Consider the following 26,212-nt stretch of genomic DNA (forward strand, 5'->3'; position numbering starts at 1 on the left):
TCGGCACGAGAATCAGGAACCGGAAGAACCCCAGAGGGTGACAATCGCAGGGCCCACGCCACGTGCTCAGATGAGCTACGTGGCGTGGGGCCTGCAGGCCGCGTCGGCGAGACCCGGCGGCTACACCGTCAAGCAGACCAACGACCCCTCGGGTTCCGCCGTCGACCGTACGTACACCCGTGACAACGACGGCACCATCGTCTACTCGGACACGGTGACCGAGTCCATCCACGGCCAGGTCACCAGCCATGCCGGCTGGTCCGACCAGGCTTACGGCTACGACGTCACGGGCCGCCTCACCACGGTCGAGGACACCAACGAGACGGTCTGCACGCGCCGCAGCTACGCCTTCGACGCGCGCACCAACCGCAAGTCCCTGACCACGGCGACAGGAGCGCCCGGCACCGACTGCCCCACCAACGGAGGCACCACCGCCAACTCCACGTACGACAGCGCCGACCGGCTGGTGAACTCCGGTTACACCTACGATGCGTTCGGCCGTACGACCGCCCTGCCGGACAGCACCATCGGCTACTACGCCAACGACCGCCGAGCCGCGCTCAGTTCCTGTCCATGAACTGAGCGTCGAGGCTGCGGAGCGGAAGCGGTCGAGTCGTCCGGACCAGCAGGACCTCTTGGTAACAACAGCGGTGTCAAAGCCGGCCGCTGCTCCAAGAGGTCCTGTCATGCCGTTGTACGCCACCACGCCGCCCCGTGTGTCTCTGCTCGGCTGTTCCTACGCGGCGTGCCAGTTCGGCCACGGCGCCGACCGACCTGTCCGTCCGTGCCGCTACAGCACGGACATGACGGACGCGGAGTGGTAGGCCATCGCGTCGCTGCTGCCTTGGCCGACCTGGCTGGACGGCAACGGCCGGCGCCCGGCCAGGGTGGGTGGTGGCGCGGAGACGGATGATGCCATCGCCGAGCCGCGTCTCCTTCTGCAGCCTCAGCAAGGGGTCGTCGGCTGCCGTCTCCGGCAGCACGCTTCTCAGGGGCCGCAGGTCTTCGGTGCGCATTGACGTCGTCTCCTTGTCCTATTGTTCACCAGCCGTAACAGCGCCAGCCGTGGGCGTCCAGCCCTTTGAGGTGCTGGTCAGCGACGTGGGCCCGGCCTGCGGGAGCTGTTCGTGTCGGTGCGAACCGCGGACTCGGCTGCGTGCGGCTTCGGGGGCCGGGACTGCGGAGCAGGTGTCCGCCGGTGCACTCGCGTGCGGGGCAGGTCTGCTGTGGCCGGCAGTTTCCCGATACGCCGCAGGCGCCAGACGAGTACGTCCGTGACGCTGTCAGCGGTCTCCAACTCGCGCCACCCGATCGCCTGCTGGAGCAAGGCGCCCGGGTCGTGTCCCCCCCGTTCGGCTTGGGCGAGGGTGGCGGCGAGCGCATCCCAGCCTGGCTCGCGCAGGATGTGGTCGGCCTGCCCAGGCAGTGCGGCTTCCACAGTGTGTGCGTAGCGGTCGCGTACGGGGGCGGGGAGTTGGCGTCCCTGCTCGCGCATCGCCTTCATGGGTGTGGTGGCTGCGGACTGGTAGGCGGCGCGCAGGTGTTGTGTGGCTTGTCGAGCGGCGGCGGCCTGCTGGGCGTGACCGCGGGCGGAGTGCCAGTGGATGGTGGCGATCGTGACGAGGACCATGGTGGACAGGAGCATCGCCGTGGTGCCGCCGTCCTCGCCTTTGCCGAGGGCGTTGCCGGCTCGGACGATGCCGCGTGCGGCGGAGCGGAGGGCGCGGTGGTCGGTGTGCTCGGCGAGGATGTGGGAGCGGGTGGCGCGTTCGAAGGCACGGGCGGCCTGGGCGAGTTCCCTGCGTGTGGAGGCTGGGGCGGTCTGGGCGACGGCGTCGAGGAGTTCGCCGACGCCGACGAGTTGCGCGGCACCTGCTGCGTCGTCGTCCCCGGCAAGTACGGTGACGGCCTCCTCGGCGACACGCGTGGCGTCGCGGCGCGCACTGGCCGGGCGAGCTGCCCGTTGGGCTGGGCCTGCGGCAGACGTCGGCTCGTCCTCGGGCTGTCCGGCCGCGAGGCGTTGACGGATCCTGGGGAGGGAGAGGTCGGGGGCGAGCCGGGAGCCGGGGAACCAGATGGGCTCGCCGTCACGGTTGCGGTCGCCCGGCAGGGCGACCTTGTAGCCGAGGACATCGCCGGACGGGGCGAGGCGCTTTTCGAGGCGTAGGCCGGCTTCGACGAGGCGGCGGAAGAACTCGTCCTCGTCGTCGGCGCCGGCCAGCGCCTGGCGGACGTGTTCACGCAGCGTTTCGCGGGGCGGCTCGGCACGGCCGGTGCGCTCCGCCTTGGCGCGTTCGGCGCTGGTGGGGCGTTGGGCGGCGGTGCCGTCGCCCTCGTTGAGGATCTGCAGGCCCCACTCCTTTTCGATCTTGCGGCATTCGGCCTGGGCGCGCATGCCGTCCTGGTGGCGGCGGGGGCTTCGTCCGTCCTCGCGCTTGAGCGTGGCGACGATGTGGATGTGGTCGTCGGCGTGGCGTACGGCGATCCAGCGGCACGCCTTGTCGTCGCCTTCCTCGGCGATGCCGGTGGCGTGGACGATGCGGCGGGCGACCTCGGCCCATTCGGCGTCGGTGAGGTGCCGGTCACCCGGGGCGGTGCGGACAGGGCAGTGCCAGACGTGCTGGGCCGGGCGGCGGTCCTTCGGGAGGGCGAGGACGGGGAGGTCGAGCCGGTCGGCGAGCTGCTTGAGGGTGGCGGTCGGGTCGCGACCTGGGTCGGGTGCGAGTTCCGGCGTCCAGGCGGTGACGAGGTGCGGGTCGGTGTGTTCGTCCCGGCGGCCTGGTCCGTAGAGGTAGGCGAGGAGTCCGTACGTGCGGCTGCCGGTGGAGATGTCCGGGACCACGGTGTCAGCGCCTCGCCATCTCGATGGCTGCGGCCTCGACCCTGGCTGCGGCACGCAGGACGCGGGCGACGGCGTCGTTGGCGTACTCGGCCCGGCCGCCGGAGTTGAGGACGCGGGCCACCTGGTTGAGGTTGTTGCCGACGCGGGCGAGCTGGGCGCTGGCGGACATCAGCTCCTCGACGCGTCCACGCTGGTCCAACAGCAGTGCCCGGGGACCGCCTTGGGCGACCGCGACCGCGGCGTCGGCGAGGAACCCGGCGGTCTTCAGACCGACGGCTTCGGCGGCGCGCTTGACGATGTCGAGTTCGTCGCGGGTCAGGCGGACGCTGCGGACTTGGTCGCGGTGCACGCTCTGGCGCAGGCGTGAGCGCGTACGCGGCGCGGAATGCGCGGCTTCTTCTCCCCCCGGCTGCGATCCGCCCTCGGTCGCGGCCCCGGAGTCCGGCGCCCACTGGTACCGGGCCTCCCCCGCCCCCTCGGGGGTGGGGGCATGCGCTTCCGAAACTCCTCCGCGGCCCGTGGCTGCGGAGGAGTTTCGGAAGCTACAGCTTGCTCGGCCTCGCGCCGGGCAGTGGCCTTCGCTCGGGTCAGGGGGTGTGCCGAGCGGATCGGGGAGCGTCATCGGGGCAGTCCGGGGATGTCGCGGCGTACGTCGCGCAGGACTTCGGCGACGAAGTCGAGGGCGAGGACGGGGTGGTGGAGGGTGCGGGGTGTGCTCGTGGCTGTTCGCTGGACGGTCCAGGCTCCGTCGGGGCCGGGGTCGGCTTGATGGAGGTGTCCGTACCGGCTGAGCACGGTGATCCAGGCGTCGGCTTCGGCTCGGGTGGCCGAGGTGGTGCGCATGGTGACGGCTCCGGTGCGTGTGCGGGGTGGGCGGGGGCGTGTGCTCGGCGGGCGCACCGGTCCGGGTGTCCGGGCCAGGGCGCCCACCGGGCAGGCTGTCCGGTCAGCCGGTCTGGGTGTCCGGGGTGTCCGGGGTGTCCGGAGCTTGTTCCGCCTCCTTGCGGAGGTGCTGCATCAGGACGGTCAGCCGGTCATTGCCGAGGCCGTGTCCGTGACCGCGGATGGAGTCGGCGACGACCTTCCGGGTCAGGTCGCCGGCCTCGGTGACCGCCTGGCGGGCGATCACGAGAAGCTGCTCGTCGGTGACCGGGGCCGGCTTGCGGGCGCCGGTGTCCGGACGGGCGGTGGGACTGGTCTCCCGGGCCGCGACCGAAGTGATGTCCGGACGCTTGGCCAGTTCGGGGCGGGTGACCGGGCGGGGTCTGGGGGCGGGGTGTCCGCCCTGGTCAGCGTCGCGGCCACCGTGCTCGGGCTCCGGCTCGACCAGCTTCTCCTGCTGTCCGGACAGGGTGTCCGAGGTGTGGGTCGCCGGGGTGTCCGGCCCCTTGGTGACCGCGGGGCGGCCGGTGTCCGGGCTGGGCAACTCGGCGTGGTGTCCGGAGGTGACCGGGGCTGGTCCGTGTCCGCCCCTTGTCGGGTAGGTGTCCGGACGGTCACCGGTGACCCGGTCCGTCCGGACGCTCTCCGGGTGTCCGGACGGGCTGGCCTCGGTGGCCCGGCGGGCGATCAGGATGTACAGGTGGACGGCTCCGGCCAGGGCGAGCGGAGCCAGGGTGGACAGGACGCCGACGGTGAGGTCGCCGAGCCGGAGGCCCGCACCGTCGTGCTGCTGCTGGTTGAGGCGTACGGCGTGCAGGGCGTTGGCCCAGATGCTGGCGGCGGTCGCAGTACCGAACAGCGTCCACACGTAGCAGCGAGCGGCCAGCGGGGCTGTGCGCAGGACCAGGAGGGCTCGCACCCCGTAGGCGATGAATCCGTCGATGACCAGGGGGAAGACGAAGGTCAGGAGTCCTCGGACGTGGATTGCGGTGGCCATCTGCTGCAGGGCGTCGTACGACAGGGCGCATCCCGCGCCGCCGAGGGCGACGACCGCGGCCCGGTCCCAGCCGTTGATCCGCGCCGGTATCGGCGCGACATGGCTCACGCCGCCTTCCCGAGGTCGTCGCGGCCCGGGAGCTTGGCCGTGGGGTTCTTCAGCTTGCGGGGTCGGCTCCTTGACGTCTTCTCGGCCTTCTCCTGCTGTTCGACGGCCCGATTGCGGATCTCGCGACGGGTTCGCCGGTAGAGCTTCCCGGCATGCTCCTCGCTGATCTTCAACAGCCAGGCGAGCCGTGAGGCGGGCAGCTCGGCCTGGTAGGCCGCGCGGGCGACGGCGCGGCGCTCGGCCTTGGTGAGGTGGATGTCGCGTCCGGCCAGGACCTCGTTGACGCGGCCGTAGTCGAGACGGTGCTCCAACTTCTTGTGCAGGGGCTCACGCTCCTCTTCGGTCATCCCGCCCCGGATACCGGCGCTGTCGCCGTTCTCGAGGGCGGCGTCGAGGCAGACCCTGCGGACGGGGCACTGGGTGCACAGGGCCTTGGCCGCGCGGATGCGGTCGACCTCGTCGGGCTCGGGGAAGAAGAGTTCGGGGTCGACCTTGTGATGGGGCGTCGAGCCGCAGGCGGCTCGGTCGCGCCAGGTGTGGTCGCCGAGGATGCGGGGCTGCGGGGTCTTGGTGCGGTGCATGGGGATGTCTCCGTATCCCCCGGGGCGCGTTCGGGCAGGAGCGACCAGGGGGTTGGTGCGGGAAGGAGGCGGGCTGTGTCGGCCGCCCGTGGGGCAGGGTCAGACACGGGCGGCGGCGAGAGCGTGTCGCTCGGCCGCGAGGGCGCGTCTGCGGTCGAGGCCGTCGAGGATGACCCGGTCGGTCATCTCGGTGAGCCGCGAGGCGACGCGGTCGCCGATATGGGCCCGCAGGTCGGCCATGCCGAGGTTGGTGGTGATCAGGGTCGGGAGCATCGCGTTGTAGCGGCGGTTGATGAGCCGCATCGTGATCTCCTCGGTCCACTCGCTGCTCTTCGCGGCACCGAGGTCGTCGATGATCAGCAGCGGGCAGCGGGCCAGGTCCATCAGCTCGCGTTCGCCGTCGTGCCCGGGGCGGGGGCGCAGCTCCGCGTACAGGTCGGCGGCCGTGACCGCCTTCCAGCGCAGCCGGACCCCGGCGATCAGGAGCGAGCGGACCGCTCCGTACGCCTGGTAGGTCTTGCCGGTCCCGGTGGTGCCGACGATCAGCAGCGAGCGTCCCTCGGCGAGTCCCGGGGCGCCCTCGGGCCCGGGGCGTCCGCCCTGGGCGACCTCGCGGACCCAGGCGGCGACGGCCGGATGGTCGGCGACAGCGCCTCGGTAGCGGGCCGGGATGCGGGCCTGTGCCGCCTGGAGGGCGGGGATGGGCTCGACAGGGTCCGTGAGCCTGGTGTTCGGGTCGATGCCCCGGGAGGTGAGGATCTGGGCCAGGCGACGGGCGATGCCACCGACGGGCTGGGCGTCGTAGTCGCGCATCACAGCTCCTCGGCGTAGGCGGCGGCAGGGTCGGCCGGGTTGGCCCAGGCCCGGTGGGCAGGCACGTTAGGCCGGGATTCCGGCCGGCCCAAACCAGCGCGGGTGGCGTTCATCGCCTCGTGGACGAGGCTCGGCAGGGTGCTGGGATGCAGGCCCTTGGCGCGGTGGAGAGCCAGACCGGCGCGGATGTGGCCGGGCTCGATGCCCTCCGCGAGGAGCCTGGCCGTCTCGCGGCCAAGGTGACCGAGGATGCCGCTGGGTGGGCGGTGTGCGCAGGCGGCGGCGTACTCGGCAATGAGCTGCTGGGCCGGGGTGGTCTCCGGCGCGGGGGCGCTTGCGCCCCCCGAAGGGGAAGTTCCTTGATCCAGGTTCCTAGGTCCAAGATCCAGGACGTGAGGGCTCACGGAGGGTTCAGTGCCCCCTCCGCGAGGGTTCACTGAGGACTCACTGAATGCCTCGCGACCTGCGGTTTCGTGCGCTACGGAGGATGCGGGGGAAGTTCGTGCGTCCTCAGTGAACCCTCCGTGAGCCTTCACTGAGGGTTCCGGGACGACTCCGTGAGCCTGCGTCGCAACCGCCTTCGGCGTCGCTGCACCGTGCTTCGGGCACTCGGGGAGTCGGCTGCGGCTCGCGCGGTTGATCTTCTGGTGCTGGTACCAGGTGACGATGTGCAGGTACCGCTTGCCTCCGTCGTCCTCGTAGCGACAGATCAGGTTGGCGTCAGCGAGCTGGATCAGGTCGTCCTCCACGTCGACCGGCGTGCGCCCGCCGCGCACGGCCCAGAGCTCTCCGCAGAGTGCGGCAGGCTGGTCGCGGACGCGGCCGTGGTCGTCGGCCCGGCTGATCAGGCCGAAGAAGGTCCGCTCCGCATAGACGCTCACCTGCGCCAGGGACTCGGAGGTGAAGGTTTCGGGCTTGAAGGTTCGGATCCTCGCCACGGTCAGCGCCTCCCGTCCGCGACCGCGTGCGTCTCGGCGGCGGGGCGCAGGACACCGGTGGCGAGGTCGAGGTCGTGTGCCTCGCTCCAGTTCGCCCAGGGGTGGGCGCGCATCACCCAGCGTGCGGCCGTCAGCCCCTGAGCCCGGTTGAGGGCGACAACCCTCCCCTGCGCGTTGTAGGCGCGGGCGTACGGGCTGGGCCAGGTCCGGTCGGGTTCGCGCTGCGAGACGCGGATGGTGCGGGCGCTGGGCACCATGTCCGCGAGGAGGGTGGCCAGGCGACGCTGGCGGGAGCCGGTAGCAGGATCGAGGGCCTTGACGGGCTGGGCGGTACGCGCCCTTCCGTTCCGGGACTCGGGCATGCGAGAATTCCTCACTCGTAGGTGGAGTGGGTCGGCCGTTCTCGTCGAAAAGGTCAGTCGACCCGCCCCGGTTATGAATCCGCGCCCCTCAGGGGTGGCGGGACTGGCGCCTGGAAGCTGCTACTTCTGGGCGCCGTTTTCGTTTGCTTCTCGCGTGCGACCTCACGGCCCTCTGAGCGGCGGCGTTCGCACCCGTTCCCCCCTTCCGCCTCGGCCTGGCCCTCGGAAGCCACAGCCACGTTTATTCACACCAGTTGATGTCGACGCGACGACACTAGACCAGCAAATATGGATCACGTCAACTGATGAGAACGGCTCAGCTCGCTCAGGCCGTGTATCGTTCACACCAGTCGATACGACCGGATCGAGCGAGCAACGAAGGACGTCATGAGCGAAGGAGCGCCCGCCGAGCAGCGCACCCTCGCGCAGAAGCTCGACCATCTCTTCACGACGGTCCACCCGAAGAACCGCGGCCCGTACAGCTACGAAGAGGTGGCATCAGGCATCGAGCGATCCGGGGGACCCACCATCTCGGCGAGTTACATCTGGAGCTTGCGGACGGGCAAGAAGGACAACCCGACCATGAAGCACCTGGAAGCCCTCGCAGGCTTCTTCGGCGTCTCCCCCGCCTACTTCTTCAGCGACGAGTCCGCCGAGCGGATCGCCGCCGAGTTGTCACTACTCGCCTCCATGCGGGACAACCAAGTAAGGGATGTCGCCCTCAGAGCCTCAGGACTCTCGACGGAAACCCTTCAGACGATCAAGGGATTCATCGAGCGGGCCCGCACCCTGGAAGGACTCCAGGACGGCGGGGAATCCGACACATAGGTAGAAATCCCCCTGTCGGCACGACTTCGACCTGGCCGCGATTGTGGCGTGACACACAAACCCCTATGGGTCGGCCTCGCACCTCCACAGCAACACCACCCCGTCAAGAGGCTTCACATGCCCCTGATAGAGCCATGATCAATTGACGCGGAATCAGTCATAGCGCTTGATCATTGACGATCCCGGCGCATGGCCGACAAATACCTCCGTGACGCTTGTCGTATCTTTGCGAGGCCGGAATGCGATCTTCCGGTTGCCTCACAACAGCGACACCTGCAGAGCGGAGTTGGCCTTGCGTAGCCGGCGCGAGCAACCTGGAACCGGCCGTAACGGCCGCCCGGACCTCGAGAACCTGCTCGCTTCGATCGATATCCCAGAGCCGTTCGACGTTCAGGTCCTCTGCAACCGGATCGCGGCACAGCGTGGTCGCGCGCTGCACCTGCACAGCGTCCCAGGGATCTCCGGCACCGACGCCCCCTGCGGCGTCTGGATCGCGACGGAGAAAGCGGACCACATCTTCCACGAAGCAGCGACCAGTCCGATGCACCGGGACCACATCGTCCTGCACGAGATCGGTCACATGGTCCTGGGTCACACATCGATCATCGACGGCGTCCGGCCGGGGAGCGGAGATCTGTTCGCCGACATCGACCCCGCCACCGTCGTCAGCTTCCTCACCAGAGCCAGCTACGGAACCGAGGACGAACGGGACGCCGAGCGGTTCGCAGGCATGATCGCCGGCAAGGCCGCCGCCTCTTCCTCCCGCAACAGCAAGACCGCAGGCAGTAGTGTCCTCCAGCGCCTGGATGACGCGCTCAGCGACTCGTAAGAACACGGTGCGATGATCAACGTACTTCCCGCGGCCATGCTGTGGCTGGTCACCGCGTGGCGCGCGCCGGCCGCATGGCGCGATCCCGGCAAAAGAGTCCTGTGGACCGCCTTCCTCGCCCTGGCTGTCGCGATGACGATCAGACCGCACATCGTCGCCGCCCCCATGGACGCCCGCCTCCGGGTCAACAACCTCAGCGCACTGTGCAAACACCTGAGTGGCATCGTGGCTGCGCACTCGGTGCTGACCTTTGTACACAGAATGGCGGAGGAGAAGGCGGCAGGGCTCAAGACATCCCGCCTGCACGTCGTCTTCCCTGTCGCCGCCGCAGTCGTCATCGTGGGGTTGTTCTTCGCTACTCCTCAGCCGCACGAAGCTGTCGACCTGCTCACCGAGTACGCCACCGACTGGCGCATCGCTGTCTATGGAGTGCTCTTCACGGCATACCTCGGGACTGCGTTGTTCAGTGCCTCTCGCCTGTGCTGGCGCTGGGGCAGGCAGCCCGACACCGGCCTTCTCGGCCGTGGCCTGCGCCTGACGGGAATCGGCACCACCATCGGAATCGCCTACGCCGTACATCGTTTCCTCACCGTGACCCTGCGCTTCCTGGGCCGCAGCCCCGTTGCGACCAGCACGAGCGAGGCGATCAGCAGCCTTCTGCTCTTCAGCGCGTTGGTCTTCATCGTGAGTGGCAGCACGCTGCCAGCCCTCGGACGACTGCACCGCTGGAGTCGCGAATTCCGCGACCTGCTGCAGCTGTACCCACTCTGGCTCAGCCTCACGGAGGCCGTACCTGCCGTCCGCCTCGACCCGCCCCAGGGCAGAACCTCCGAAACACTCCACCCCCGCCACGTCCACGACCGGCTGTACCGCCGGACAATAGAGATCCGGGACGCTGTACTCGTCCTGAGCGACCATGCCTCCGCCAGCCTGCGTGACCAGGCTCATGCCCATGTCGCGGCATCCGGCCTCATCGGCGCCCAGGCCGACGTCGCCGCAGAAGCCTGCTGGATCATCGGCGCCAAGAAGTCCCGCCAGCGCAACGAGCCCTCGTCCGGCGAGCCTCTCCCACCCGCCAGCGGCGGCCGGGATCTGCCCAGCGAGATCCACGCGCTGAAACAACTCGCCAGGGCCTACAGCTCCGACCTCACCCGCACCTTCGCCGCCAAGCTCGACCGTGCCCAAACGCTGGAGACGACACAGTGACCCTGTCCCGCACAGCCCGCCTCATCACCGATACCCTCGCGCCGGCCAACCTCGTCATCGCAATACTCCTGATCATCGGCTGGCACAGCACGAGCAGCGTCACGGGACTCGGATGGGGCGTGCTGGCAGCCCTGTTCTGCGGCGGTATCCCGTTCGCCGTCATCATGCTCGGCGTGAAGCGCGGCAACTGGACCGACAAGCACATACGAGTCCGCGAGCAGCGAGCCGTCCCTCTGCTCGCCACGGCGGCATCGGTACTCGTCGGCATCTCGCTTCTTGTCGCCTTCCGCGCTCCTCGTGAGGTCTTCGCCCTGGTCGTCGCCATGCTCGTCGGCCTCATCGTGACCATGATCGTGACTGTCTGGTGGAAGGTCTCGGTGCATACTGCCGTTGCCAGCGGAGTAGTCGTGATCTTGTTGCTCGCGTACGGCGCACGCATGGTGCCGCTGGTGTTGGCGATCGCAGCCATCGGCTGGTCCCGCGTCGCCCTGCGCGATCACACCCCCGCCCAGACCGTCGTTGGCGCCCTGCTCGGCGGGCTGGCAGCAGCCGTTGTGTTCAGCCTCTTGCGCTGAAGCAGCCCCTGGCCAGCTTTGGCTACCACCGCCGGCGGCTGAACCGCCGACGAACTCCGTCCTTCCTCTTGCCAGGATCCGCCCCTATCAGGCGGCGCCGATACGACGGTCACCGTGGTCATCTGGCGATGGGAACGCGAAGGACGGTCCCGGAAGCCATCTCGGTCAGGGCCTCGTCGAGCACTTCGTGGCTCCAGCCGAGCTTCACGAGGTGCGGGTCGTTCTCGGCCTGAACCCGCTCCCGCAAGGCCCTGACCCGTTTCAAGGCGTTGTCACGGCTGATGCGGGCCCGCTCCGCGAACTCCTGTGACGTAGCGCCGATCGCGACCATCCGCCATGTCTCGGTCTCCGTTTCCGAGAAGGTCTCCGGAGCAGCGGTCCTCTCGGGACGGGGAAGTTGCCCGGTGACCAGGCAGGCGTGGACGACTGCCGCCCGCCCCCTCACGCCGAGCTTCTGTCCGCAGTGCTGGATCTGAGCAGTGATCGTGCCTGTTGTGATGGACAGCTGGGCGGCGATCGTGTCGGTGCTCTCACCGTCCGCGACTTTCTGAACGATCCGAAGCTGTGCGGGAGTCAGCGGAAGGAGCGCGGGTATGCGTGCCAGCCGGGCACTCACAGCTGTCGTCCTTTCTGGGAGGATGGCGTGTCAGGCACGGGCCAGCCACCGTCGCCGCTCGGCGTCGGTGACGGTCCGCTCGTCGTGAGCGAGTTCCAACCGGGCGAGACAGGCGTAGTGCTCGACCGCCTCGACGCCGAAGGCTTCCTGCGCGAGCGCGCTGTTCTGGAAGGCGGTCAGCGCGTGGCCGAGGGTGGGTGGCACGGGGGTCGCAGCCAGGTTGTAGGCGTTGCCGGTCGCTTTGGGTCCCAGGGTGAGCTTCCGCTCAAGACCGTGGTCGATGGCCGCGAGTACCGCCGACAGCGCCAAGTGCGGGTTGACGTCCGCGCCCGGCACGCGGATCTCCAAGTGCAGCCCTTCGCCGCGTCCGACGACGCGGACCGCGCAGGTGCGGTTGTCGCGGCCCCAGGTGAAGGTGGTAGGCGCGAACGAGCCGTGTGTGAAGCGCTTGTAGGAGTTGACGTTGGGCGCGTAGAACGGCCCCAACTCGGGCAGGCCGGCGAGCAGGCCCGCAATGGCATGCTGACCGATCGGGGACAGTTCGTGCTCGCTACCGGGCGCGTTGAGTTGGCTGACGGTCTTCGACCACAGCGACACGTGCACGTGCAGGCCGTTGGCCCGGCCGGTTTCCGGGGCTGCCATGAACGTGGGTGCCAGGCGAGCGTGCAGTCCCAGGGTGCGCACGGCGTGCTTGAAGAGAGGGTGCTGGTCGCAGGCGGCGAGTGCGTCCCCGTAGGGGAACGTCACTTCGACCTGGCCGGGGCCGGCCTCGGTCTTGATCGCTTCCACGGGCATCCCCGCGCCGGAAAGGGCCCTCTGAAGGCGCCGCAGGAACCGGTCGGACATGGGGTCGTGATCGAGCGCGTAGTCGAGGTTCTCTGTCGTCAACGGAAGCAGGCCCTGATAGGCAGCCTGTTCCGCGTCCGTGTACGTGCCCTTGTACAGAACGAACTCGGTCTCCATTCCCACCTTGGCGTGCAGACCGTGGCGCGACAGCCGGGTCAACTGCTGGTGGAGGATCCGGCGAGGTGCAACGCCTATCGGCGCACCGTCATGATGGACTGCGTCGCCGAGCACCACGACGGTGCGCGGCAACCACGGCACGACACGCAGGGTCGACAGGTCCGGTCGCACGGACAGGTCCTGGTAGCCGGTCTCCCACGAAGTCAGGGCGAAGCCGTCCGCCGGACTCATGTCGGCGTCGGTGGCAAGGACGTAAGCGCACACCTCGGCGCCGTGATGCACGACGCGCTTGAGGAAGTGGTTCGCGTCGTAGCGCTTCCCCTTCAGCCTGCCCTGCAGGTCCGGGATGGCGAGCAGCACCGTGTCGATCGCACCCGCTTTGACCAGGTTGCGAAAGTCAGACAGGGAAAGCGGCTTCTCGGAGCGCACACCCCGCTCGGGTCGGGACGCGGCAGCAAGGCGCGCCACAGTGCTCTTGCTGCTCGTGTCGCTCGTGTTTCTGGTCATCAGACGACCTCGTCTTCGTACGTGCTCGCCGAGCGGTCGAAGTGCTGGGCCGGCACTTCGTAGGAGCTGCCCTTCGCCCGCCACCACCCCCAGGCCAGGGCGAGGACGACGAGCAGAGCGATCGGCGCGTAGTTGAAGGTCTCCACGGACACCAGGCCGCCGGCGGGGCGGGTCTGCGGCAGACAGAACAGCACCGTCACGAACATCACCCAGCAAACCGCGATGATGCCCACGGTCACGCCCCAGTTGCCGAGGTTCCACGGGCCTGGTCGGAACCGGCGGCGGTTCCTGACTCGCAGGTAGATCGGGATCGCGTAGGCCGGGGTGATGCCGATGACGTTGATGCTGGTGATCGCCGCGTAGGCGACCGGGCTGTACAGGCTCGGAAGGGCCAGCACGGCGGCGCACACCACGGCGAGCAGCACCGCCATACGCGGGGTGCCGGTGCGGCGGTCGACCTGCCGCCACAGGTGCGAGCCCGGCAGCGCCCCGTCACGCGAGAACGCGAACACCATCCGGCTGGCCGCGGCGGTCTCGGCGTTGCCACAGCACAGCTGGGCGATGATCACCATCAGGAGCAGTGCCTTCGCCCCCGCCCCGCCCAGGGCGTCCAGGAAGATCTGCGCCGGTGGTACCCCGGTAGCGGTGCCCACGGTGCCCGCGTAGTCCTGGATGGCGAAGGTCAGTCCTGCCAGCAGGACGAAGCCGGCCAGCCACGACCAGCCGATCGCGTGGATGATCCCGCGGGATGCCGACACCTGGGCGTCGGTCGTCTCCTCGGACAGGTGGGCGGAAGCGTCGTAACCGCAGAACGTGTACTGGGCCAGGAGCAGACCCAACACCGCCACGTAGAGGGGGCTCGACCAGCCGGTGTTGTTGACGAACTCACCGAACACGAAGTCGGGAGACCGGTGGTGGGAGGGCACGACCGCCAGTGCACCGACAATCACCGTGACACCGCCGAGGTGCCACCAGACGCTGATGCTGTTGAGGATGCTGACCAGCCGGACCCCGAACAGGTTCAGAGTCAGATGCAGGGCGAGAATGCACAGGAAGATCACCATGATCCTGCCCGGTGTCGGCTCGAACCCCCACTGCAGGTTGAACAGGGCGCCCGTGAACAGCGCGGCCCCGTAGTCGATGCCGGCGATCGCACCAAGCAGACCCAGCAGGTTCAACCAGCCTGTGTACCAACCCCACTTCCGCCCACCGAGCTGCTCCGCCTGGTAGTACAGGGCCCCGGAGGTCGGATAGGCGGAGGTCACCTCGGCGAGTGCGGCGCCGATGAACATCACCATGGCGCCGACAACCACCCAGCCCCACAGCATCACCGACGGACCGCCGGTGTTCAGGCCGAAGCCGTACAGGGTCATGCAGCCGGACAGAACGCTGATGACGCTGAAGGAGATCGCGAAGTTCCCGAACGGCCCCATGCGTCGGGTGAGGACGGGCTCGTAGCCCAGCTCGCGTAAGTACGCGTCATCGGACTTCCGTGGCGTCACATGGCGGTTCGAATTCAAGCGGGTCACGGGTCAGCCTCCAATGTTCGAAGAAGCAGGCGAACTGAACGTTCGTGCCAGTCCGCTACGGATGATGGATGTCGATCACGGCTGCAGCCCGGCACGCGGACTACGGGTACTGGCGTACGAAAGGGACTCAGCGCGCGCCCGAAGGAGCAGCGCCTCGCCGGAATCCGGCCCTGCGGCCCCATCGTGCGCCGATGCCCACGGCTCACGAGCCGCGTACGGGCCCATCGCCTCGAACACCTCGGCGGCCTCCAGATACCGGTGGCCCGCCCACAACGCGTACGCGAGCAGGTTCAGATCGGCCACCGAACGCTCCCCGACGGGCACCTTGTGGAACCAGTCGTGGAAGGCGGTCAGCGTGTAGTCGACCATCGGCTCCTGCGCCCACTGCAGCCGCCACAGCGGACCGACGCGCGACCGTCGTCGCTGTTCGATCTGTGCGTACGCCGGCAGAAGCAGCAGCGGCGATCCGACGGGTCGCTGCGAGGCCACCGACCGGCCGAAGTCGAAGACCGCTGCCAGGGAAGCTCCTGACAGCCGCTCAAGAGCGAGCAGGAACTGCAGCACGCGGTGGTAGGCCTCGCGGTTGTAGGGATCACGCTGGTTGACCTCGTAAAGCAACCCCCACGGACCACTCGGCAGCATCGGTTCAGCGGACCTCATACGGTGCTCTTGCCGCAGCTGGCGGGTGTCGACCTGAGCCAGAGCGACAAGGCACACCCACGGAACGGGATCGTGGGCCGCACGACGAGCCACCAGCAGCGCCGCATGCCGCGCCCGCATCTCGAGTTCCAGGGTCTGCGAATGCCCTTGGCGGTGAGCACGCAGCGCCCTCTCGACAGCGACGCGCACCGCCATCACCTGCGCGTCGTAGCTGTCGGGCTCCTCGGCAAGCCACACGTCGACGACGTCCGACCGGGCAGCTGCCACGGCCAGCAGCTGGGTGCGGGCCGTTCGCAGTGTCCAGTGCGTGCCCGTCTTCCACAGCAGCTCCCGTGCCTCCTTCCAGCGCCCTGCCTGCAGCTCGACCAAGGCCACGCGGAGGTCGTCGTCATGACCGGCCGGGTGGTAGACGAGACGCATCAGAGTCCTTCGGAGGGGATCGTGCGCCGCCGGCGAACCGGATCGGGACAGCTCGTCCGATGCAGATGGAATGTGCAGGTTGATGCGCTCTCCGAGCTGGACGGGAATGTCATCGGGGGCCTCAGGCAGGTTGGGGGGAGGGCCGTGAAATGGATGGGCGAACCGTCGATCGAGCAGGGAGGAGACTCGGGCGCCGCCTCGTTGGCTGATCCCCAAGACTGTTTACCGAAAGGCGATTACGCACATTCCGAGGGTGATATCACTGAAGTGATTCCGGCTCCGGAAAGGCCAGGAACCACATGCACTCGGCCAGAGGAGGAAAAGAGCCTCGACGGGTTCCTTCACACGGAGATCGGCGGATATTCCTCGGACGACGACCACCGCCCCGCTCTCGTCGCCATCGCACAGAAGCGCACCCAGGCGAAGTACGGAACCTCACCTTCAGCCGCTCCAACACGGTCATCATCGGAGATTCCCTCGAAGACGTCCGTACTGGGCTTGAAGGAGGCGCTCCTGTGATTGGAGTCGCGTCCGGCAAGACCCCACCGCCGCCGAACTCTCCACGGCCGGAGCCGACGTGGTCCTCGACGACCTCGTAGACGTCCCACGGCTCCTGGACGCGATCGCCAAGACGACCCTCGGCCGCGCCTGATGGTGGCTGCTCTCCAAGCTGCCTCAACTGCCCGTATCACATGAGTGATACCGGCACTCTCGTACCCGCCCTACGCTGTCGGGCGCAGATGAGAAACGGGGATGCGATGCCAAGGCACGCTCGCGTATGCGCTGACTGCGGATGCCGTTTAAGCCAGTACAACGATGAGGACCGGTGTTCCGCGTGCGCACGCGGCAGGCGTCTCGACGCAGGCCTTCAACGTCGCGTTCCAGACACCGTCTGGCAGCATCAGGAAGTCAAATCCGCCATCGCTGCATGGGACTTCGGTCGGGCAAGCCGTCTCATCCGCGAGCGGGCGAAGCTCCGCCAGGACGACATGGCCCACATGACGGGGCTCAGCCAGGGTTTCCTGTCTATGCTCGAAGCAGGAAACCGTCGGCTGACGAACCTCGACAAGGTAGCGAGGTTCCTCAACGGCATCGAAACACCCGACGCCTTACTCCCCCCACCGTTCCGTGAGCACCACTCAGTCCTCACGCCACTACCGTTGCCGCCCGCAGGACGGCCTGCCGCCGATCTCCAGGTCGCGACCGGCGAGCAAGCAGCGGACCTTTATGAGCTCGCGACACAAGCCGCAGCCCAGTCGCTGCAGTTCGCGGAATTGGTCACGAAGAGCAACGTGAGCGACGTCGAGCTTGAGGGGCTGGAGTCCACGATCACCCGGATCGCGACGGACTACGTCCACGCTCCGCTGTACCCGCTCTTCCACGACCTGCTTTCGACGAGAGACCAACTCTTCTCGCTGCTGAGCGGCAACCAACCCCCGGGCCAAACTCGCGAGCTGTACCTCCTCGCCGGCACAAGCTGCCTGCTCCTCGCCCACGCGTCGCAGAACCTCGGCGACCCGGACTCCGCCGTCGCCCAACTCCAGACGGCCGGGACCCTCGCCGAGCATGCCGACCACGACGATCTCCGGGCGTGGGTCAAGGGCACGGCCGCACTGATCGCAGAGTGGTCAACCCACCGGCACACAGCCATCGAGTACACGCAACAGGCGATCCGTTTCGCCCCCGTCGGCGAGACCCGGGTCAGGACCGCGGCGATCGCGGCCAGGGCGGCGGCACGTGTCGGAGACCGAAACACGGCACTGGCAGCGCTCAAGGAACTCGAGCATGCCCGCGAGCAGCAGACAGCCCCCAACGGCCTCACCGGATTCGGAGGGTTGCTCACCTTTCCGGAAGCCAAGCAGGAGTACTACATCGGCGGAGCATACGCTCTTCTCGGCGAGCACAATAGGGCCGAGCAGCACGCCGCCGCCGCGATCGATCTGTACGAGAAGGGCCCCAAAGAGCAGCGATCGTACGGCGACGAAGCCCTGGCACGCCTCGACATCGTCACAGCGCGCATCGCCGCCGGCGAGATCGAGGGAGCTGGCGAGCAACTCCAACCCATCCTGGAGCTGCCGGTCGACCGCCGCATCCGACAGCTCGGCGACGCCGTGCAGGGAGTCGCTAGGCTTCTTGAAGAACCACGGTTCGCCCGGAGCCCGGTTGCTCGCGAGCTCGCCAACGCCACTCGCGGCTACCAGGTGATCGACACGAGAGCGAAGGCCCTCACCTCATGACAATGACGGTCTCCCCCGAGTCCGCCGCCCGTAAGGCCTGCCAGGCCTCAGGTCTGACAGACCGCTCCCTCGTCCCGCTTCACCACCACGCCACGTCCGTGTTCCTGCTTGCCACGGAAGGCGTTGTGGTGCGTGTCAGTCCCTCCTCGCGGCAGCAGCGCCTCGCGACCGCCGTTTCCCTTACGCGCTGGCTCGTCGCGAACCACTTCCCAGCGACAGAGCCTGTGGATGTGCACCAGCCAGTGGCATACGAGCCATATGTCGCCACGTTCTGGCGGCACTACCCGCAACCTGACCTCGGGGCGCCACCACCCGGACGGTTGGGTGATCTGCTGAGAGCTCTGCATTCCCTACCGTCCCCGCCGGTGTCACTGCCGCAGTACCAACCGCTTGCCTCGCTCAAGCCCACCTTGGAAGCCAGCACCTATCTGACACCCAACCAACGGGCGTGGCTTATGGAGTGCAGACAGAAACTTCTCCACGCTTACGAACAGCTGGAATTTCCCTTGGGGCACGGGCACATCCATGGCGACGCATATCCGGGCAACACGCTCTGGGACGGCGAGGACGTCAGGCTCGGAGACTGGGACGAGGCAGCATTCGGCCCGCGAGAGATCGACTTGGCTAATACATTCCAAGGAGTCCGCTTCGGGCGAACCGTCGGACAACTGGACAATTTCAGCAAACGGTACGACTACGACATCCGGCAGTGGTCTGGCCTCTCGGTTCTCTGTGACATCCGAGACCTTCACACACTCGGGTCCTTCATTCGGCGTGCGGACCAAGGAGATACTGCTGCCGCCCAGCAGTTGTCATACCGTATCGAGACGCTCAGAAACATGGATGCCCAAGCTCAATGGGGCGCCGCCTGAAAGAGCTCAGAACGGACGGGGTGGACCGAAGCTCAGGCCCGTTCCGCCTCTTCCGGTACGAGTCGGCTCGTAAAACCTTCGCTACGCAACCGTTCGAAAGACGCCACCACGTCCTCGGGAATCTCCTGCTCGATCATGAACCCTTGCTGCGGGTACACCATGAGCCGCTGCTGGGCCCCGACCAGCATGTCGATGACCAGACGGGCATCCTGGATCGAATCGACGTACTCGGAGAGCGTCATGGATGTGGAGGCGCTCACCCACTCGACATCCGGCCAGAGCTTTCGCGCCGTCGCATAGGCCCGTCGCTCCTCGTACGGCTTGCTGACCAGCAGGACCGACGAGACGGGAACACGCTGTTCTTCGAGTTGAGCACGGGAGAAGCGGATGTTCTGGCCCGTGTTCCGGGCCTTCGGCTCGACAATGATGGCGCTCTCAGGAACCCCGAGTGCCACCGCACGGTCCCGATAGTGTTCCGCCTCGCCGCGGGGCATCCGTTCACGCGTCGTACGGCTGGTTGCTCCGGTGAAGACGATGAGCGGCGCCATGCCACGGTGATAGAGGTCCGCAGTTGTGTCGGCCACTCCCAGGTCGTGGCTGCCGAGTCCGATCGCCACGGAGCAAGGGCGCAGCTCGTGGCCCATCTGCTGGAAGTCCCACAGTCGCCGAGCATCCGCCCATGCCTGCGCTGAGATCACTTGCTCTCGCCCTCCATGTTCGCCGAGGACAGCTCCCCGCCATGGAAAACGTACAAGACCTTTCCTCCCCCGCGTCACTCGGAACCCGGCCCGCGACGAGCACCCCTCCGAGGGGGTCAGCCTACGTTCCAGGTCAGACGCGCCCCCAGTCGATGATTCTCCTGTCACGGGCGCTCACGCCGTGTGAAACTCGATCGAGCAGGCAGAGGGGAGCGCGTCAATGCGGGGAATGACCGACCATCTTCCGTTCGGCAAGCGGGTCCGGTTCTATCGGAAACGCCGGGGCCTGAGCCAGCTGCAGCTCGGCGAACTTCTGGGACGCTCCGAGGACTGGGTGTACCGGGTCGAGTCCGAACGCATACCGGTGAACAACGTGAAGATGCTCGCAGACCTGGCACATGCCCTGCGAGTGCATGTTGAAGACCTTCAGGGCACCCCGACACTCTTGGACGACCGCGGTCGTCACGCGGCCAGCATCCCGGCGATTCGTACCGCACTCATGCAGTCACGGCGGCTGGCGGGCTCGCTGTACGACGGCCGTGAAACCGTGCGCCTCGAACGTCTCTCCTTCGCAGTCGACGAAGCTTGGCAGCTCTATCAGAACTGCCAGTTCGCACGCCTTGGAGAGTGCCTGCCCGGGCTACTCGCGGATGCCCGGCTGGCAACACAGGAGCACGCAGCCGGCGCCGAACACGTAGAAGCGCTCAGGTTATTCGCACTGGCCTGCCACGTGACAGCAGTACTTCTGCGAAAGTTAGGTGAGACCAACCTGGCCTGGACCGCTGTGGACCAAGGCGATCTGGCAGCCTCGGAGTCCGGCGACCCCGCCACGGTGCTCGCTCTGCGCCGCGGCATCGCGCATGTTCAACTCGGCGCCGGCATGCCGGCTGAGGCAGTGAACGTCACCCTTGACGCGGCAGACGACCTCGAACCCGGTTGGTGGCGCTCCACGCCGGCTTCCCTCTCCCTGTACGGAACCCTGTTCCTCAACGGAGCTGTCGCAGCAGCCCGAATGCGGAACCGGGCACTGGCAGATCACATGATGGGTAAGGCCCAAGAAGCAGCACACCTGCTCGGCGGCGACTCCAACGCAATGTGGACCTCCTTCGGTCCCGGCAACGTGGAAATCCACCGGCTGGCGCTCGCCCTGGAGTTCGAGGACGTCCAACTGGCCGTGGACATTGCGCCGAGAGCCAGAGCGGCAGGGTTGCCGGTAGAGCGACGGGGACGGGCCCGACTGGATGTGGCCCGTGCCTATGCCGAGGCAGGGCGGACAGACGAAGCGATAGACCACCTCAAGCGCGCCTACCGAACAGCTCCCGAGCAGATCAGGGCACACGAGTTCGCTCGGGACCTGGCGCGTCGGCTCCACAAGCGATCCCGCCGTCAGGACGTCCAGGACCTGGCCATGCGGCTCGGCGCCATCAGATAGAGCCTGTTCTGTAGAGATGTTCGTTGGCAGACCCGGAAAATTCCTCCGGGTCCACCTCCCTGTCGGCTTCTACGGTCTTCGCGACCAAGCCGCTTGTACGGGGAGGCAGCGAAGTGCCTGTGACCTACCGGCCGGATGATGGCGTCGGTCCCGAGAAGAGCAGTGTGGTGGTGCTGCGCTGGAGTCGCCACCCTCGCTGTGTCGGCCTTGCGCGTCGTGAACTCCGTAAGACGCTGGACGGTTGGGGACTCTCAGGTATCGAGGACCCAGCTGTCCTCGTTCTCTCAGAGCTCTTGACCGACGCGGTACGCCACGGTGATGTGCGGCCGAGCGCGGAGATCGAGACTCGGTATCTGCGACTCCGAAATGGCCTGCGTATCGAGGTGTCCGACACAGTCCACGAATCTCGCCAGTCGATGGCAAGTAGCCTGGAGCCGCGCCGAGATCCCCGGCTACGGCTCGTAGACGCACTGGCCGATCGGTGGAAGATGAACGACTCCTGCGGGCTTGTTACGTCGGCATGGGCAGAGTTCGACTTCCCGTCACAGACCGGTGCCCCCGATGTCGCCTGATGCCCTCAATCGCTTTCCGCTCGCCTTAGCAGTTGACGAGGGTACCCGCAGGATCCCGACACGCCCAGGCGCAACGCGGGTTGAGAGCGGGATCCAGGAAGGCAGCACCTCGCCCTCGTCCGAGGCGGACACCGCTGAGCGGCATGGACGCCAGTGTCGATGGTGTCGACGCCCTCTGAGCCGATACAACAATGAACCGTACTGCAGCGCTTGTTCGCGACACGTACCAGCTACCCCGTCACGACCGCCCCAGGTGGAGCCAGAGGTCTGGAAGCGATTAGACGTCCGGGAAGCTCTCTGGGCCCGTGACTTCGGACGAGTGTGCCACCTTGTGCGAATCGGAAGCTCGCTCCGCCAGAGTGATATGGCGGAGCTCACGGGTCTGAGTCAAGCCTTCCTGTCCATGCTGGAGTCAGGGGTACGAAGACTCACCAACATCGACAAGATCGTCGAACTACTTGCGGGACTCAATACTCCGGCGGAACTCACCGGCCCGATGCTGCAATCGCCGACAGCGGAAGGCCGACCGTGCGGCCCATCACCCACGGGGATGAATGAGGGATTGCCGGCGTGACGCCCGGCCCGACAGGCCACTCCAGCGGCATCGGAAGGGCGCTGTTCACGTAGCAGAAGCTTGACGACCGTCCGGTTGTAGTGCTGGAACTGATCGAGGGAGCTGGAGTTGCCGGGGCTGACTCTGGACCATGGCTTGTTCTCGTGGGGAGCGCGGGCGGTAGCGGGTCAAAGGCGCTCGACGTTCACGCCGCTCAGGCGGGCCCGACAGTCTAGGACGTAGGCCGCGTGCCGCTCGACGAGCCGGAGGTCGAAGGCATCGTGATCGGTCAGCAGGACCACGGCGTCAGCCGCAGCCACGTTGGTCTCGGTGAGATGTGCGTGGTGAGCGTGGGTATCAAGATCGAAGGGTTCCTCAACATGGGGGTCGACGACCTGGATCTGCGCGCCCTGGGCGATCAGGAGCCGCGCGATGGTGAAGGCCGGCGAGTGCCGGGTGTCGCCGGTGTTGGCCTTGTAGGCGAGGCCGAGGAGGAGGATGTGGGAGCCCATGACCGGCAGACCACGGCGGTTGAGCGCCTCGGTAAGGCGTTGCACGACGTGGGCCGGCATCGAGGTGTTGATCTCATCGGCCAGTTCGACGAGGCGCAAGGCGCCGCCTGTCCGGCGCCGGACCTGCCAGGACAGGTAGGTGGGGTCGATCGGCAGGCAGTGTCCGCCCACACCGGGGCCCGGCGTGAAGCGCATGAAGCCGAAGGGTTTGGTGGCGGCTGCGTCCAGTGCCGCCCAGATGTCCGTGCCGAGTTGCCTGGTGTGGGTGGCAAGTTCGTTTACAAGAGCGATGTTGACCTGGCGGAACGTGTTTTCCAGGACCTTCGCCAGTTCAGCGTCGCGGACGGTGGCGACTTCGACGACGGTGTCGACCAAGCCACGGTAGAAGTCGCTTATGGCTGCCAGGGAGGATGCGTCGATCCCGGAGACGATCTTGGGGGTGTTCTGGAGAGTCCATGTCCGGTTCCCGGGATCGATGCGCTCCGGGCTGTAGCCCAGGTGGAAGTCCGCGCCCCCTGCAAGCCCGGACGCGGATTCCAACAGGGGCTGCAGGACGTCCTCGGTGGTCCCGGGATAGGTGGTGGATTCGAGGATGATGACGCAGCCGGGGCGCATGTGTGGGGCGAGTATCCGGCCGGCGTCCAGGACTGCGGAGAGATCCGGTGCGCCATCGCGCAGCGGGGTCGGCACCGCGATGACCGCGACGTCGAACCCGGCCAGGTCGCCTGAGCACGTGGTCGGTGTGTAGTCGGCGTTCGTCAGGACGGCCGAGATCTGGGCGGCTGTCACATCAGGACCCAGCGGCTCTGCTGCCTTCAGCCGTTTCACGCGTCCGGCGTCGGTGTCGAACCCGATGACACGGTGGCCGACCTGTGCTGCCCGGATGGCCAGCGGAAGGCCCACATAGCCCTGGCCGAGTATGACCGTGCGGCGGCGTCGTGAGCTTGCGTCAACCACCGGCGATCACTCGACCGGCAGAGGCAGGTCGTCGGCCAGTAGACGCTCGTGAAGTTCGCCGAGAGCCGTGCGATTGCTGTCGAACCGCAGTGCCTCGAGAGCCGCCTTGTAGTCCAGCCACTGGACGTCGGTGTGCTCGTGGGAGATCTCGATCTCCACGTCGGTCAGGTCGGTGGCGAACGAGTGCTCCGGTACGACGTAGGTCCCGGCAGGCCAGCTGTCGCGATCAGCGAAGAACCGCGCCGGAATACTGGCCCTGGTCTGCAGGGGGTACAGCGGTACCGACTGGTCGAGGCCGAGTTCTTCACGGGCCTCGCGTGCGGCGGCCTGCTGCGGAGTCTCGCCGGCCTCGCCGCCACCGGCCACGGCCTGCCAGACGTTCATGTCCTCGCGTCGCAGCACAGCGAATTCGACCTGGTCGCCGACTCGGCGGAAAGGAACGACAAGGACTTGAAAAGGGGCTCGGGGCATCGTGGCTCCTTGACTGGTGGTGGGATCAGACGTGGTTCCGGCCGAGCTGGTGCTGCTCGCGGCGCAGATGGCGACGATTCTCGTGGATCTTTTCCACCGCGCGTACGACATCGGCGAGTTCCGCCGGTTCCTCGAACAGCAGCCCTGATCCGGCTGCCTGCCCGAGCAGTACCAGCCTGGCGCAGGCCGCCCGAGCCTGCGCTGCCGAGGCTGTCCGTGAGCTGGAGTAGTCACGGCTGGTGACATCGGCGTAGATCGGTTCATCGGGGCAGGCGACGAGGTCGCGGAGAGAGACAGGTATGCCCTCTGCCCGCAGCGCGGAGCGGAAGACACTGACCGAGGCGCCGCCGGTACCGTCGCTGCCGAATGCCTCGCTGTCGAAGGTGAAGGCGAAGGAGAACCGGCCGTGCGCGGTCACCCGCGGGTCGAGATCACTGGGTGGGGGCACGGGGCTCAGGCCGGGCACGCTGGACAGCTCCGAAGCGAGGTAGGCCGCACCTTTGCCCTTCGCGGCCAGGTGATCCTTCAGGCGTGCCAGCTGGACACGCAGGATGGCGGATTGGAACTCACTGAGGCGCAGGTTCCAGCCGAGTTGGGGGTGGTCGCCGGTGCCGCCGGGAGGTCGGCCGTGATCGCGTAGGGAGGCGATGCGTGCGGCGAGTTCATCATCGTGGGTGACGACTGCGCCGCCTTCACCGGCGGTGATGTTCTTGGTGCTGGCGAAGCTGAACACCCCGATCGTGCCCAGGGATCCGGTCTGGCGGCTGTTCCAGGCCGCGCCGAGAGACTGGGCACAGTCCTCGATGATCGGAATACCATGCGTGTCGGCGACAGCGCCCAGGCTGTCCATGTCGGCCGGGTGTCCGCCCAGGTGAACGGCGATGACCGCTTTCGTCTTCTCGCTGATCGCGGCCTTCACCGCCGAGCTGGTGATCGTGTGGGTGACGGGATCGATGTCGGCGAAGACCGGTACGCCACCGAGCAGGGAGACCGCTGTGGCCGTTGCCACGTATGTCATGGCGGGGACGACGACCTCGTCACCCGGTCGGATACCCAGGGCCCTCAGGGCGATCATCAAACCGGCGGTGCCGTTCGAGACCACGGCCGCATGGGGCACCTGGAGGTACGCCGCGAGCTCGGTTTCGAAGGATTCTCCTTGTGATCCGCTGTGGATGCCGCCCCAGCGGCGGCTGTTGAGGACATCGGCAAGTGCGCCGAACTCCGCTTGGTCGAACTGCGGCCACGTCTGGAAGGGGCGTGTGCGCAGGGGTGGTCCGCCGAGGAGCGCGAGAGCGGTCATGGACGTACCTCCTCCGCGACCCTGCGCAGAAGGTCGCGATGCTCGATGATCCAGGTCAACTGCTGGTGTCGGGCTCTGGCGAAGGCATGCATGCCGCGGATCTCGCCCTCAGGTGTGGTGAACGTCCGGGTCTCGGCCGCCTGCACGGTGACGTACAGGTCGACCATGAGTGCGCGGTCCGCCGCGGAAATCGGCATGATGGCGTGATAGGCACTCAGGTAGGACCGGAATGTCGAGTCCAACAGGTGGGCGGGCAGCTCAGGGCCGACGGAGGCGACGTAGCCCCGAACGACTTCGTACGGTCGCGGGAAGCGTGAGACCTGGTCGAAGTCGATGAACAGGTGCCGACCCGCGGTACACGTGGTGGTGAGCAGATTGTCCGGGCGTGCGTCGCCGTGGATCCAGCTGCGGTGGGTGGTCGCCACTGTCTGTGATCCGAGCCCGTAATCCGCAAGGATCCGCAGGCGCCACTCAATGACCTCGCGGCAGGCTTTGTCCTGCGTCCGCCGCAGAACCCGCTCCAGGCCCAGGGCGGGAGGGCCGGACAGCTCAAGGAAGTCCGTGCAACGACCGCCGGGACGGAAGCCTTCGAGTCGGACGTGCAGTGTGGCGAGCGCGGCAGCGAAGTCGGTGAGTTCGGGCGGACACGCTGGATCGATGTACTCGGTGATCATGTAGGTGGCATCGTTGATCTCTGTGGTCAACTGGCCGCTCAGCGTCAACCGTACCGGTGGGGCCAGCCCGGCGATCGCCGCGAACTGATGGGCCTCCGCGGCGAGCCGAGTGCGCGCGGCGTCGAATCGTCCGCCGAACCGTTTGACGGCCAGTGGCCCTTGGCTGGTCGGAACCACGACGGTGCTTCCAACGTGCCCGCCTGGCAGGGGCCGTGCCGCTCGGCGTGCCTGCAGCCCGTATTTGCGCAAGCACGCGGTCAGCTCCTCCCCATCCATGA

At 67.5% G+C, this 26,212-nt stretch carries 27 protein-coding genes and 1 pseudogene; 10 read left to right on the forward strand and 18 right to left on the reverse strand.

Annotation, left to right across the window (positions count from 1 at the left end):
* Positions 1 to 73 precede the first annotated feature (73 nt).
* Positions 74 to 547: pseudogene (locus ACWDEX_RS05250) on the forward strand (hypothetical protein); the annotation flags it as partial.
* A gap of 243 nt (positions 548 to 790) precedes the next feature.
* Here the strand turns inward: ACWDEX_RS05250 and ACWDEX_RS05255 are convergent.
* The 9 genes from ACWDEX_RS05255 to ACWDEX_RS05295 all read right to left on the reverse strand — a co-directional run bounded on the left by ACWDEX_RS05255 (position 791) and on the right by ACWDEX_RS05295 (position 7,523).
* Positions 791 to 919: a hypothetical protein gene (locus tag ACWDEX_RS05255; protein WP_450461831.1), complete on the reverse strand. Its 129-nt coding sequence runs from the start codon at positions 917 to 919 to the stop codon at positions 791 to 793.
* A 174-nt stretch (positions 920 to 1,093) separates the two neighbouring features.
* Positions 1,094 to 2,842 (reverse strand): relaxase/mobilization nuclease domain-containing protein, encoded by a 1,749-nt coding sequence (locus tag ACWDEX_RS05260; protein WP_450461833.1) that lies wholly within the window; start codon positions 2,840 to 2,842, stop codon positions 1,094 to 1,096.
* A gap of 4 nt (positions 2,843 to 2,846) precedes the next feature.
* Positions 2,847 to 3,191: a plasmid mobilization protein gene (locus tag ACWDEX_RS05265; protein WP_450461834.1), complete on the reverse strand. Its 345-nt coding sequence runs from the start codon at positions 3,189 to 3,191 to the stop codon at positions 2,847 to 2,849.
* 269 nt (positions 3,192 to 3,460) lie between these two features.
* Positions 3,461 to 3,685 (reverse strand): hypothetical protein, encoded by a 225-nt coding sequence (locus tag ACWDEX_RS05270; protein WP_450461835.1) that lies wholly within the window; start codon positions 3,683 to 3,685, stop codon positions 3,461 to 3,463.
* A gap of 103 nt (positions 3,686 to 3,788) precedes the next feature.
* Positions 3,789 to 4,829, reverse strand: coding sequence for a DUF2637 domain-containing protein (locus ACWDEX_RS05275; protein WP_450461836.1), 1,041 nt, complete (start codon positions 4,827 to 4,829; stop codon positions 3,789 to 3,791).
* Positions 4,826 to 5,410, reverse strand: a complete 585-nt coding sequence (locus ACWDEX_RS05280) for a WhiB family transcriptional regulator (RefSeq protein ID WP_450461837.1) — start codon at positions 5,408 to 5,410, stop codon at positions 4,826 to 4,828. The genes ACWDEX_RS05275 and ACWDEX_RS05280 overlap by 4 nt, the downstream gene beginning before the upstream one ends.
* Before the next feature lie 99 nt (positions 5,411 to 5,509).
* Positions 5,510 to 6,223, reverse strand: coding sequence for an ATP-binding protein (locus ACWDEX_RS05285; protein ID WP_450461838.1), 714 nt, complete (start codon positions 6,221 to 6,223; stop codon positions 5,510 to 5,512).
* Positions 6,223 to 7,161 carry a hypothetical protein gene (locus tag ACWDEX_RS05290; RefSeq protein WP_450461839.1) on the reverse strand — a complete coding sequence of 313 codons (939 nt, stop codon included), beginning with the start codon at positions 7,159 to 7,161 and terminating at the stop codon, positions 6,223 to 6,225. The genes ACWDEX_RS05285 and ACWDEX_RS05290 overlap by 1 nt, the downstream gene beginning before the upstream one ends.
* A gap of 2 nt (positions 7,162 to 7,163) precedes the next feature.
* On the reverse strand, positions 7,164 to 7,523 hold the full coding sequence (locus tag ACWDEX_RS05295) for a hypothetical protein (RefSeq protein ID WP_450461840.1): 360 nt from the start codon (positions 7,521 to 7,523) through the stop codon (positions 7,164 to 7,166).
* A 387-nt stretch (positions 7,524 to 7,910) separates the two neighbouring features.
* Here ACWDEX_RS05295 and ACWDEX_RS05300 point away from each other — a divergent pair, with 387 nt between their 5' ends.
* The 4 genes from ACWDEX_RS05300 (at position 7,911) to ACWDEX_RS05315 (ending at position 10,961) form a co-directional block, all read left to right on the forward strand.
* Positions 7,911 to 8,351: a helix-turn-helix domain-containing protein gene (locus tag ACWDEX_RS05300; protein ID WP_450461841.1), complete on the forward strand. Its 441-nt coding sequence runs from the start codon at positions 7,911 to 7,913 to the stop codon at positions 8,349 to 8,351.
* 166 nt (positions 8,352 to 8,517) lie between these two features.
* Positions 8,518 to 9,180 (forward strand): hypothetical protein, encoded by a 663-nt coding sequence (locus ACWDEX_RS05305; RefSeq protein ID WP_450461842.1) that lies wholly within the window; start codon positions 8,518 to 8,520, stop codon positions 9,178 to 9,180.
* A gap of 12 nt (positions 9,181 to 9,192) precedes the next feature.
* Complete coding sequence (locus ACWDEX_RS05310) at positions 9,193 to 10,386, forward strand: MAB_1171c family putative transporter (RefSeq protein ID WP_450461843.1); 1,194 nt, start codon at positions 9,193 to 9,195, stop codon at positions 10,384 to 10,386.
* Positions 10,383 to 10,961, forward strand: coding sequence for a phosphatase PAP2 family protein (locus tag ACWDEX_RS05315; protein WP_450461844.1), 579 nt, complete (start codon positions 10,383 to 10,385; stop codon positions 10,959 to 10,961). The genes ACWDEX_RS05310 and ACWDEX_RS05315 overlap by 4 nt, the downstream gene beginning before the upstream one ends.
* A gap of 118 nt (positions 10,962 to 11,079) precedes the next feature.
* Here the strand turns inward: ACWDEX_RS05315 and ACWDEX_RS05320 are convergent, their stop codons facing one another.
* The 4 genes from ACWDEX_RS05320 to ACWDEX_RS05335 all read right to left on the reverse strand — a co-directional run bounded on the left by ACWDEX_RS05320 (position 11,080) and on the right by ACWDEX_RS05335 (position 15,656).
* The gene (locus ACWDEX_RS05320; protein ID WP_450461845.1) at positions 11,080 to 11,577 is read right to left on the reverse strand and encodes a LuxR C-terminal-related transcriptional regulator; all 498 of its coding nucleotides are present in this window, start codon (positions 11,575 to 11,577) and stop codon (positions 11,080 to 11,082) included.
* Between the two features lie 30 nt (positions 11,578 to 11,607).
* Entirely contained in the window at positions 11,608 to 13,047 is a 1,440-nt protein-coding gene (locus ACWDEX_RS05325; protein WP_450461846.1) for a glutamine synthetase family protein, read from the reverse strand.
* A complete protein-coding gene (locus tag ACWDEX_RS05330; RefSeq protein WP_450461847.1) occupies positions 13,047 to 14,576 on the reverse strand; it encodes an amino acid permease in 1,530 nt (509 codons plus the stop codon). Before ACWDEX_RS05330 ends, ACWDEX_RS05325 begins: the two co-directional genes overlap by 1 nt.
* Positions 14,577 to 14,651: 75 nt before the next feature.
* Positions 14,652 to 15,656 carry a hypothetical protein gene (locus ACWDEX_RS05335; RefSeq protein ID WP_450461848.1) on the reverse strand — a complete coding sequence of 335 codons (1,005 nt, stop codon included), beginning with the start codon at positions 15,654 to 15,656 and terminating at the stop codon, positions 14,652 to 14,654.
* 299 nt (positions 15,657 to 15,955) lie between these two features.
* On the opposite strand from ACWDEX_RS05335, the gene ACWDEX_RS05340 reads away from it, so the two are divergent.
* The 3 genes from ACWDEX_RS05340 to ACWDEX_RS05350 all read left to right on the forward strand — a co-directional run bounded on the left by ACWDEX_RS05340 (position 15,956) and on the right by ACWDEX_RS05350 (position 18,765).
* Positions 15,956 to 16,255, forward strand: a complete 300-nt coding sequence (locus ACWDEX_RS05340) for an HAD hydrolase-like protein (RefSeq protein ID WP_450461849.1) — start codon at positions 15,956 to 15,958, stop codon at positions 16,253 to 16,255.
* Between the two features lie 390 nt (positions 16,256 to 16,645).
* Complete coding sequence (locus ACWDEX_RS05345) at positions 16,646 to 17,893, forward strand: helix-turn-helix domain-containing protein (protein WP_450461850.1); 1,248 nt, start codon at positions 16,646 to 16,648, stop codon at positions 17,891 to 17,893.
* Positions 17,894 to 17,895: 2 nt separating this feature from the next.
* A complete protein-coding gene (locus ACWDEX_RS05350; protein WP_450461851.1) occupies positions 17,896 to 18,765 on the forward strand; it encodes a phosphotransferase in 870 nt (289 codons plus the stop codon).
* Positions 18,766 to 18,797: 32 nt separating this feature from the next.
* Here ACWDEX_RS05350 and ACWDEX_RS05355 read toward each other — a convergent pair whose 3' ends face one another.
* On the reverse strand, positions 18,798 to 19,463 hold the full coding sequence (locus ACWDEX_RS05355; RefSeq protein ID WP_450461852.1) for a YdcF family protein: 666 nt from the start codon (positions 19,461 to 19,463) through the stop codon (positions 18,798 to 18,800).
* Positions 19,464 to 19,692: 229 nt separating this feature from the next.
* Between ACWDEX_RS05355 and ACWDEX_RS05360 the strand changes: the two genes are divergently transcribed.
* Complete coding sequence (locus ACWDEX_RS05360; RefSeq protein WP_450461853.1) at positions 19,693 to 20,895, forward strand: helix-turn-helix domain-containing protein; 1,203 nt, start codon at positions 19,693 to 19,695, stop codon at positions 20,893 to 20,895.
* Positions 20,896 to 21,456: 561 nt separating this feature from the next.
* A complete protein-coding gene (locus ACWDEX_RS05365) occupies positions 21,457 to 22,041 on the forward strand; it encodes a helix-turn-helix domain-containing protein (protein ID WP_450461854.1) in 585 nt (194 codons plus the stop codon).
* A 167-nt stretch (positions 22,042 to 22,208) separates the two neighbouring features.
* On the opposite strand, the gene ACWDEX_RS05370 is transcribed toward ACWDEX_RS05365, so the two are convergent.
* Genes ACWDEX_RS05370 through ACWDEX_RS05385 form a run of 4 tightly spaced genes read right to left on the reverse strand, consistent with a single transcriptional unit; the run spans position 22,209 to position 26,210 of the window.
* Complete coding sequence (locus ACWDEX_RS05370; RefSeq protein WP_450461855.1) at positions 22,209 to 23,489, reverse strand: nucleotide sugar dehydrogenase; 1,281 nt, start codon at positions 23,487 to 23,489, stop codon at positions 22,209 to 22,211.
* Positions 23,490 to 23,495: 6 nt separating this feature from the next.
* Complete coding sequence (locus tag ACWDEX_RS05375) at positions 23,496 to 23,960, reverse strand: NUDIX hydrolase (RefSeq protein WP_450461857.1); 465 nt, start codon at positions 23,958 to 23,960, stop codon at positions 23,496 to 23,498.
* Between the two features lie 25 nt (positions 23,961 to 23,985).
* The gene (locus ACWDEX_RS05380) at positions 23,986 to 25,260 is read right to left on the reverse strand and encodes a DegT/DnrJ/EryC1/StrS family aminotransferase (RefSeq protein WP_450461858.1); all 1,275 of its coding nucleotides are present in this window, start codon (positions 25,258 to 25,260) and stop codon (positions 23,986 to 23,988) included.
* Positions 25,257 to 26,210: a phosphotransferase gene (locus ACWDEX_RS05385; protein ID WP_450461907.1), complete on the reverse strand. Its 954-nt coding sequence runs from the start codon at positions 26,208 to 26,210 to the stop codon at positions 25,257 to 25,259. Before ACWDEX_RS05385 ends, ACWDEX_RS05380 begins: the two co-directional genes overlap by 4 nt.
* Between the last annotated feature and the right edge of the window lie 2 nt (positions 26,211 to 26,212).

This window comes from Streptomyces sp. NPDC001020 (genome assembly GCF_053599115.1).

What these genes read in the sequence shown, in the direction of transcription:
- ACWDEX_RS05295 (WP_450461840.1), bottom strand. Translation starts at nt 7,523, where the DNA reads ATGCCCGAGTCCCGGAACGGAAGGGCGCGTACCGCCCAGCCCGTCAAG.
- ACWDEX_RS05255 (WP_450461831.1), bottom strand. Translation starts at nt 919, where the DNA reads ATGGCATCATCCGTCTCCGCGCCACCACCCACCCTGGCCGGGCGCCGG.
- ACWDEX_RS05285 (WP_450461838.1), bottom strand. Translation starts at nt 6,223, where the DNA reads ATGCGCGACTACGACGCCCAGCCCGTCGGTGGCATCGCCCGTCGCCTG.
- ACWDEX_RS05345 (WP_450461850.1), top strand. Translation starts at nt 16,646, where the DNA reads ATGGCCCACATGACGGGGCTCAGCCAGGGTTTCCTGTCTATGCTCGAA.
- ACWDEX_RS05380 (WP_450461858.1), bottom strand. Translation starts at nt 25,260, where the DNA reads ATGACCGCTCTCGCGCTCCTCGGCGGACCACCCCTGCGCACACGCCCC.
- ACWDEX_RS05385 (WP_450461907.1), bottom strand. Translation starts at nt 26,210, where the DNA reads ATGGATGGGGAGGAGCTGACCGCGTGCTTGCGCAAATACGGGCTGCAG.
- ACWDEX_RS05360 (WP_450461853.1), top strand. Translation starts at nt 19,693, where the DNA reads ATGACCGACCATCTTCCGTTCGGCAAGCGGGTCCGGTTCTATCGGAAA.
- ACWDEX_RS05350 (WP_450461851.1), top strand. Translation starts at nt 17,896, where the DNA reads ATGACGGTCTCCCCCGAGTCCGCCGCCCGTAAGGCCTGCCAGGCCTCA.
- ACWDEX_RS05280 (WP_450461837.1), bottom strand. Translation starts at nt 5,410, where the DNA reads ATGCACCGCACCAAGACCCCGCAGCCCCGCATCCTCGGCGACCACACC.
- ACWDEX_RS05365 (WP_450461854.1), top strand. Translation starts at nt 21,457, where the DNA reads ATGTCGCCTGATGCCCTCAATCGCTTTCCGCTCGCCTTAGCAGTTGAC.
- ACWDEX_RS05300 (WP_450461841.1), top strand. Translation starts at nt 7,911, where the DNA reads ATGAGCGAAGGAGCGCCCGCCGAGCAGCGCACCCTCGCGCAGAAGCTC.
- ACWDEX_RS05310 (WP_450461843.1), top strand. Translation starts at nt 9,193, where the DNA reads ATGATCAACGTACTTCCCGCGGCCATGCTGTGGCTGGTCACCGCGTGG.
- ACWDEX_RS05270 (WP_450461835.1), bottom strand. Translation starts at nt 3,685, where the DNA reads ATGCGCACCACCTCGGCCACCCGAGCCGAAGCCGACGCCTGGATCACC.
- ACWDEX_RS05335 (WP_450461848.1), bottom strand. Translation starts at nt 15,656, where the DNA reads ATGCGTCTCGTCTACCACCCGGCCGGTCATGACGACGACCTCCGCGTG.
- ACWDEX_RS05325 (WP_450461846.1), bottom strand. Translation starts at nt 13,047, where the DNA reads ATGACCAGAAACACGAGCGACACGAGCAGCAAGAGCACTGTGGCGCGC.
- ACWDEX_RS05375 (WP_450461857.1), bottom strand. Translation starts at nt 23,960, where the DNA reads ATGCCCCGAGCCCCTTTTCAAGTCCTTGTCGTTCCTTTCCGCCGAGTC.
- ACWDEX_RS05340 (WP_450461849.1), top strand. Translation starts at nt 15,956, where the DNA reads ATGCACTCGGCCAGAGGAGGAAAAGAGCCTCGACGGGTTCCTTCACAC.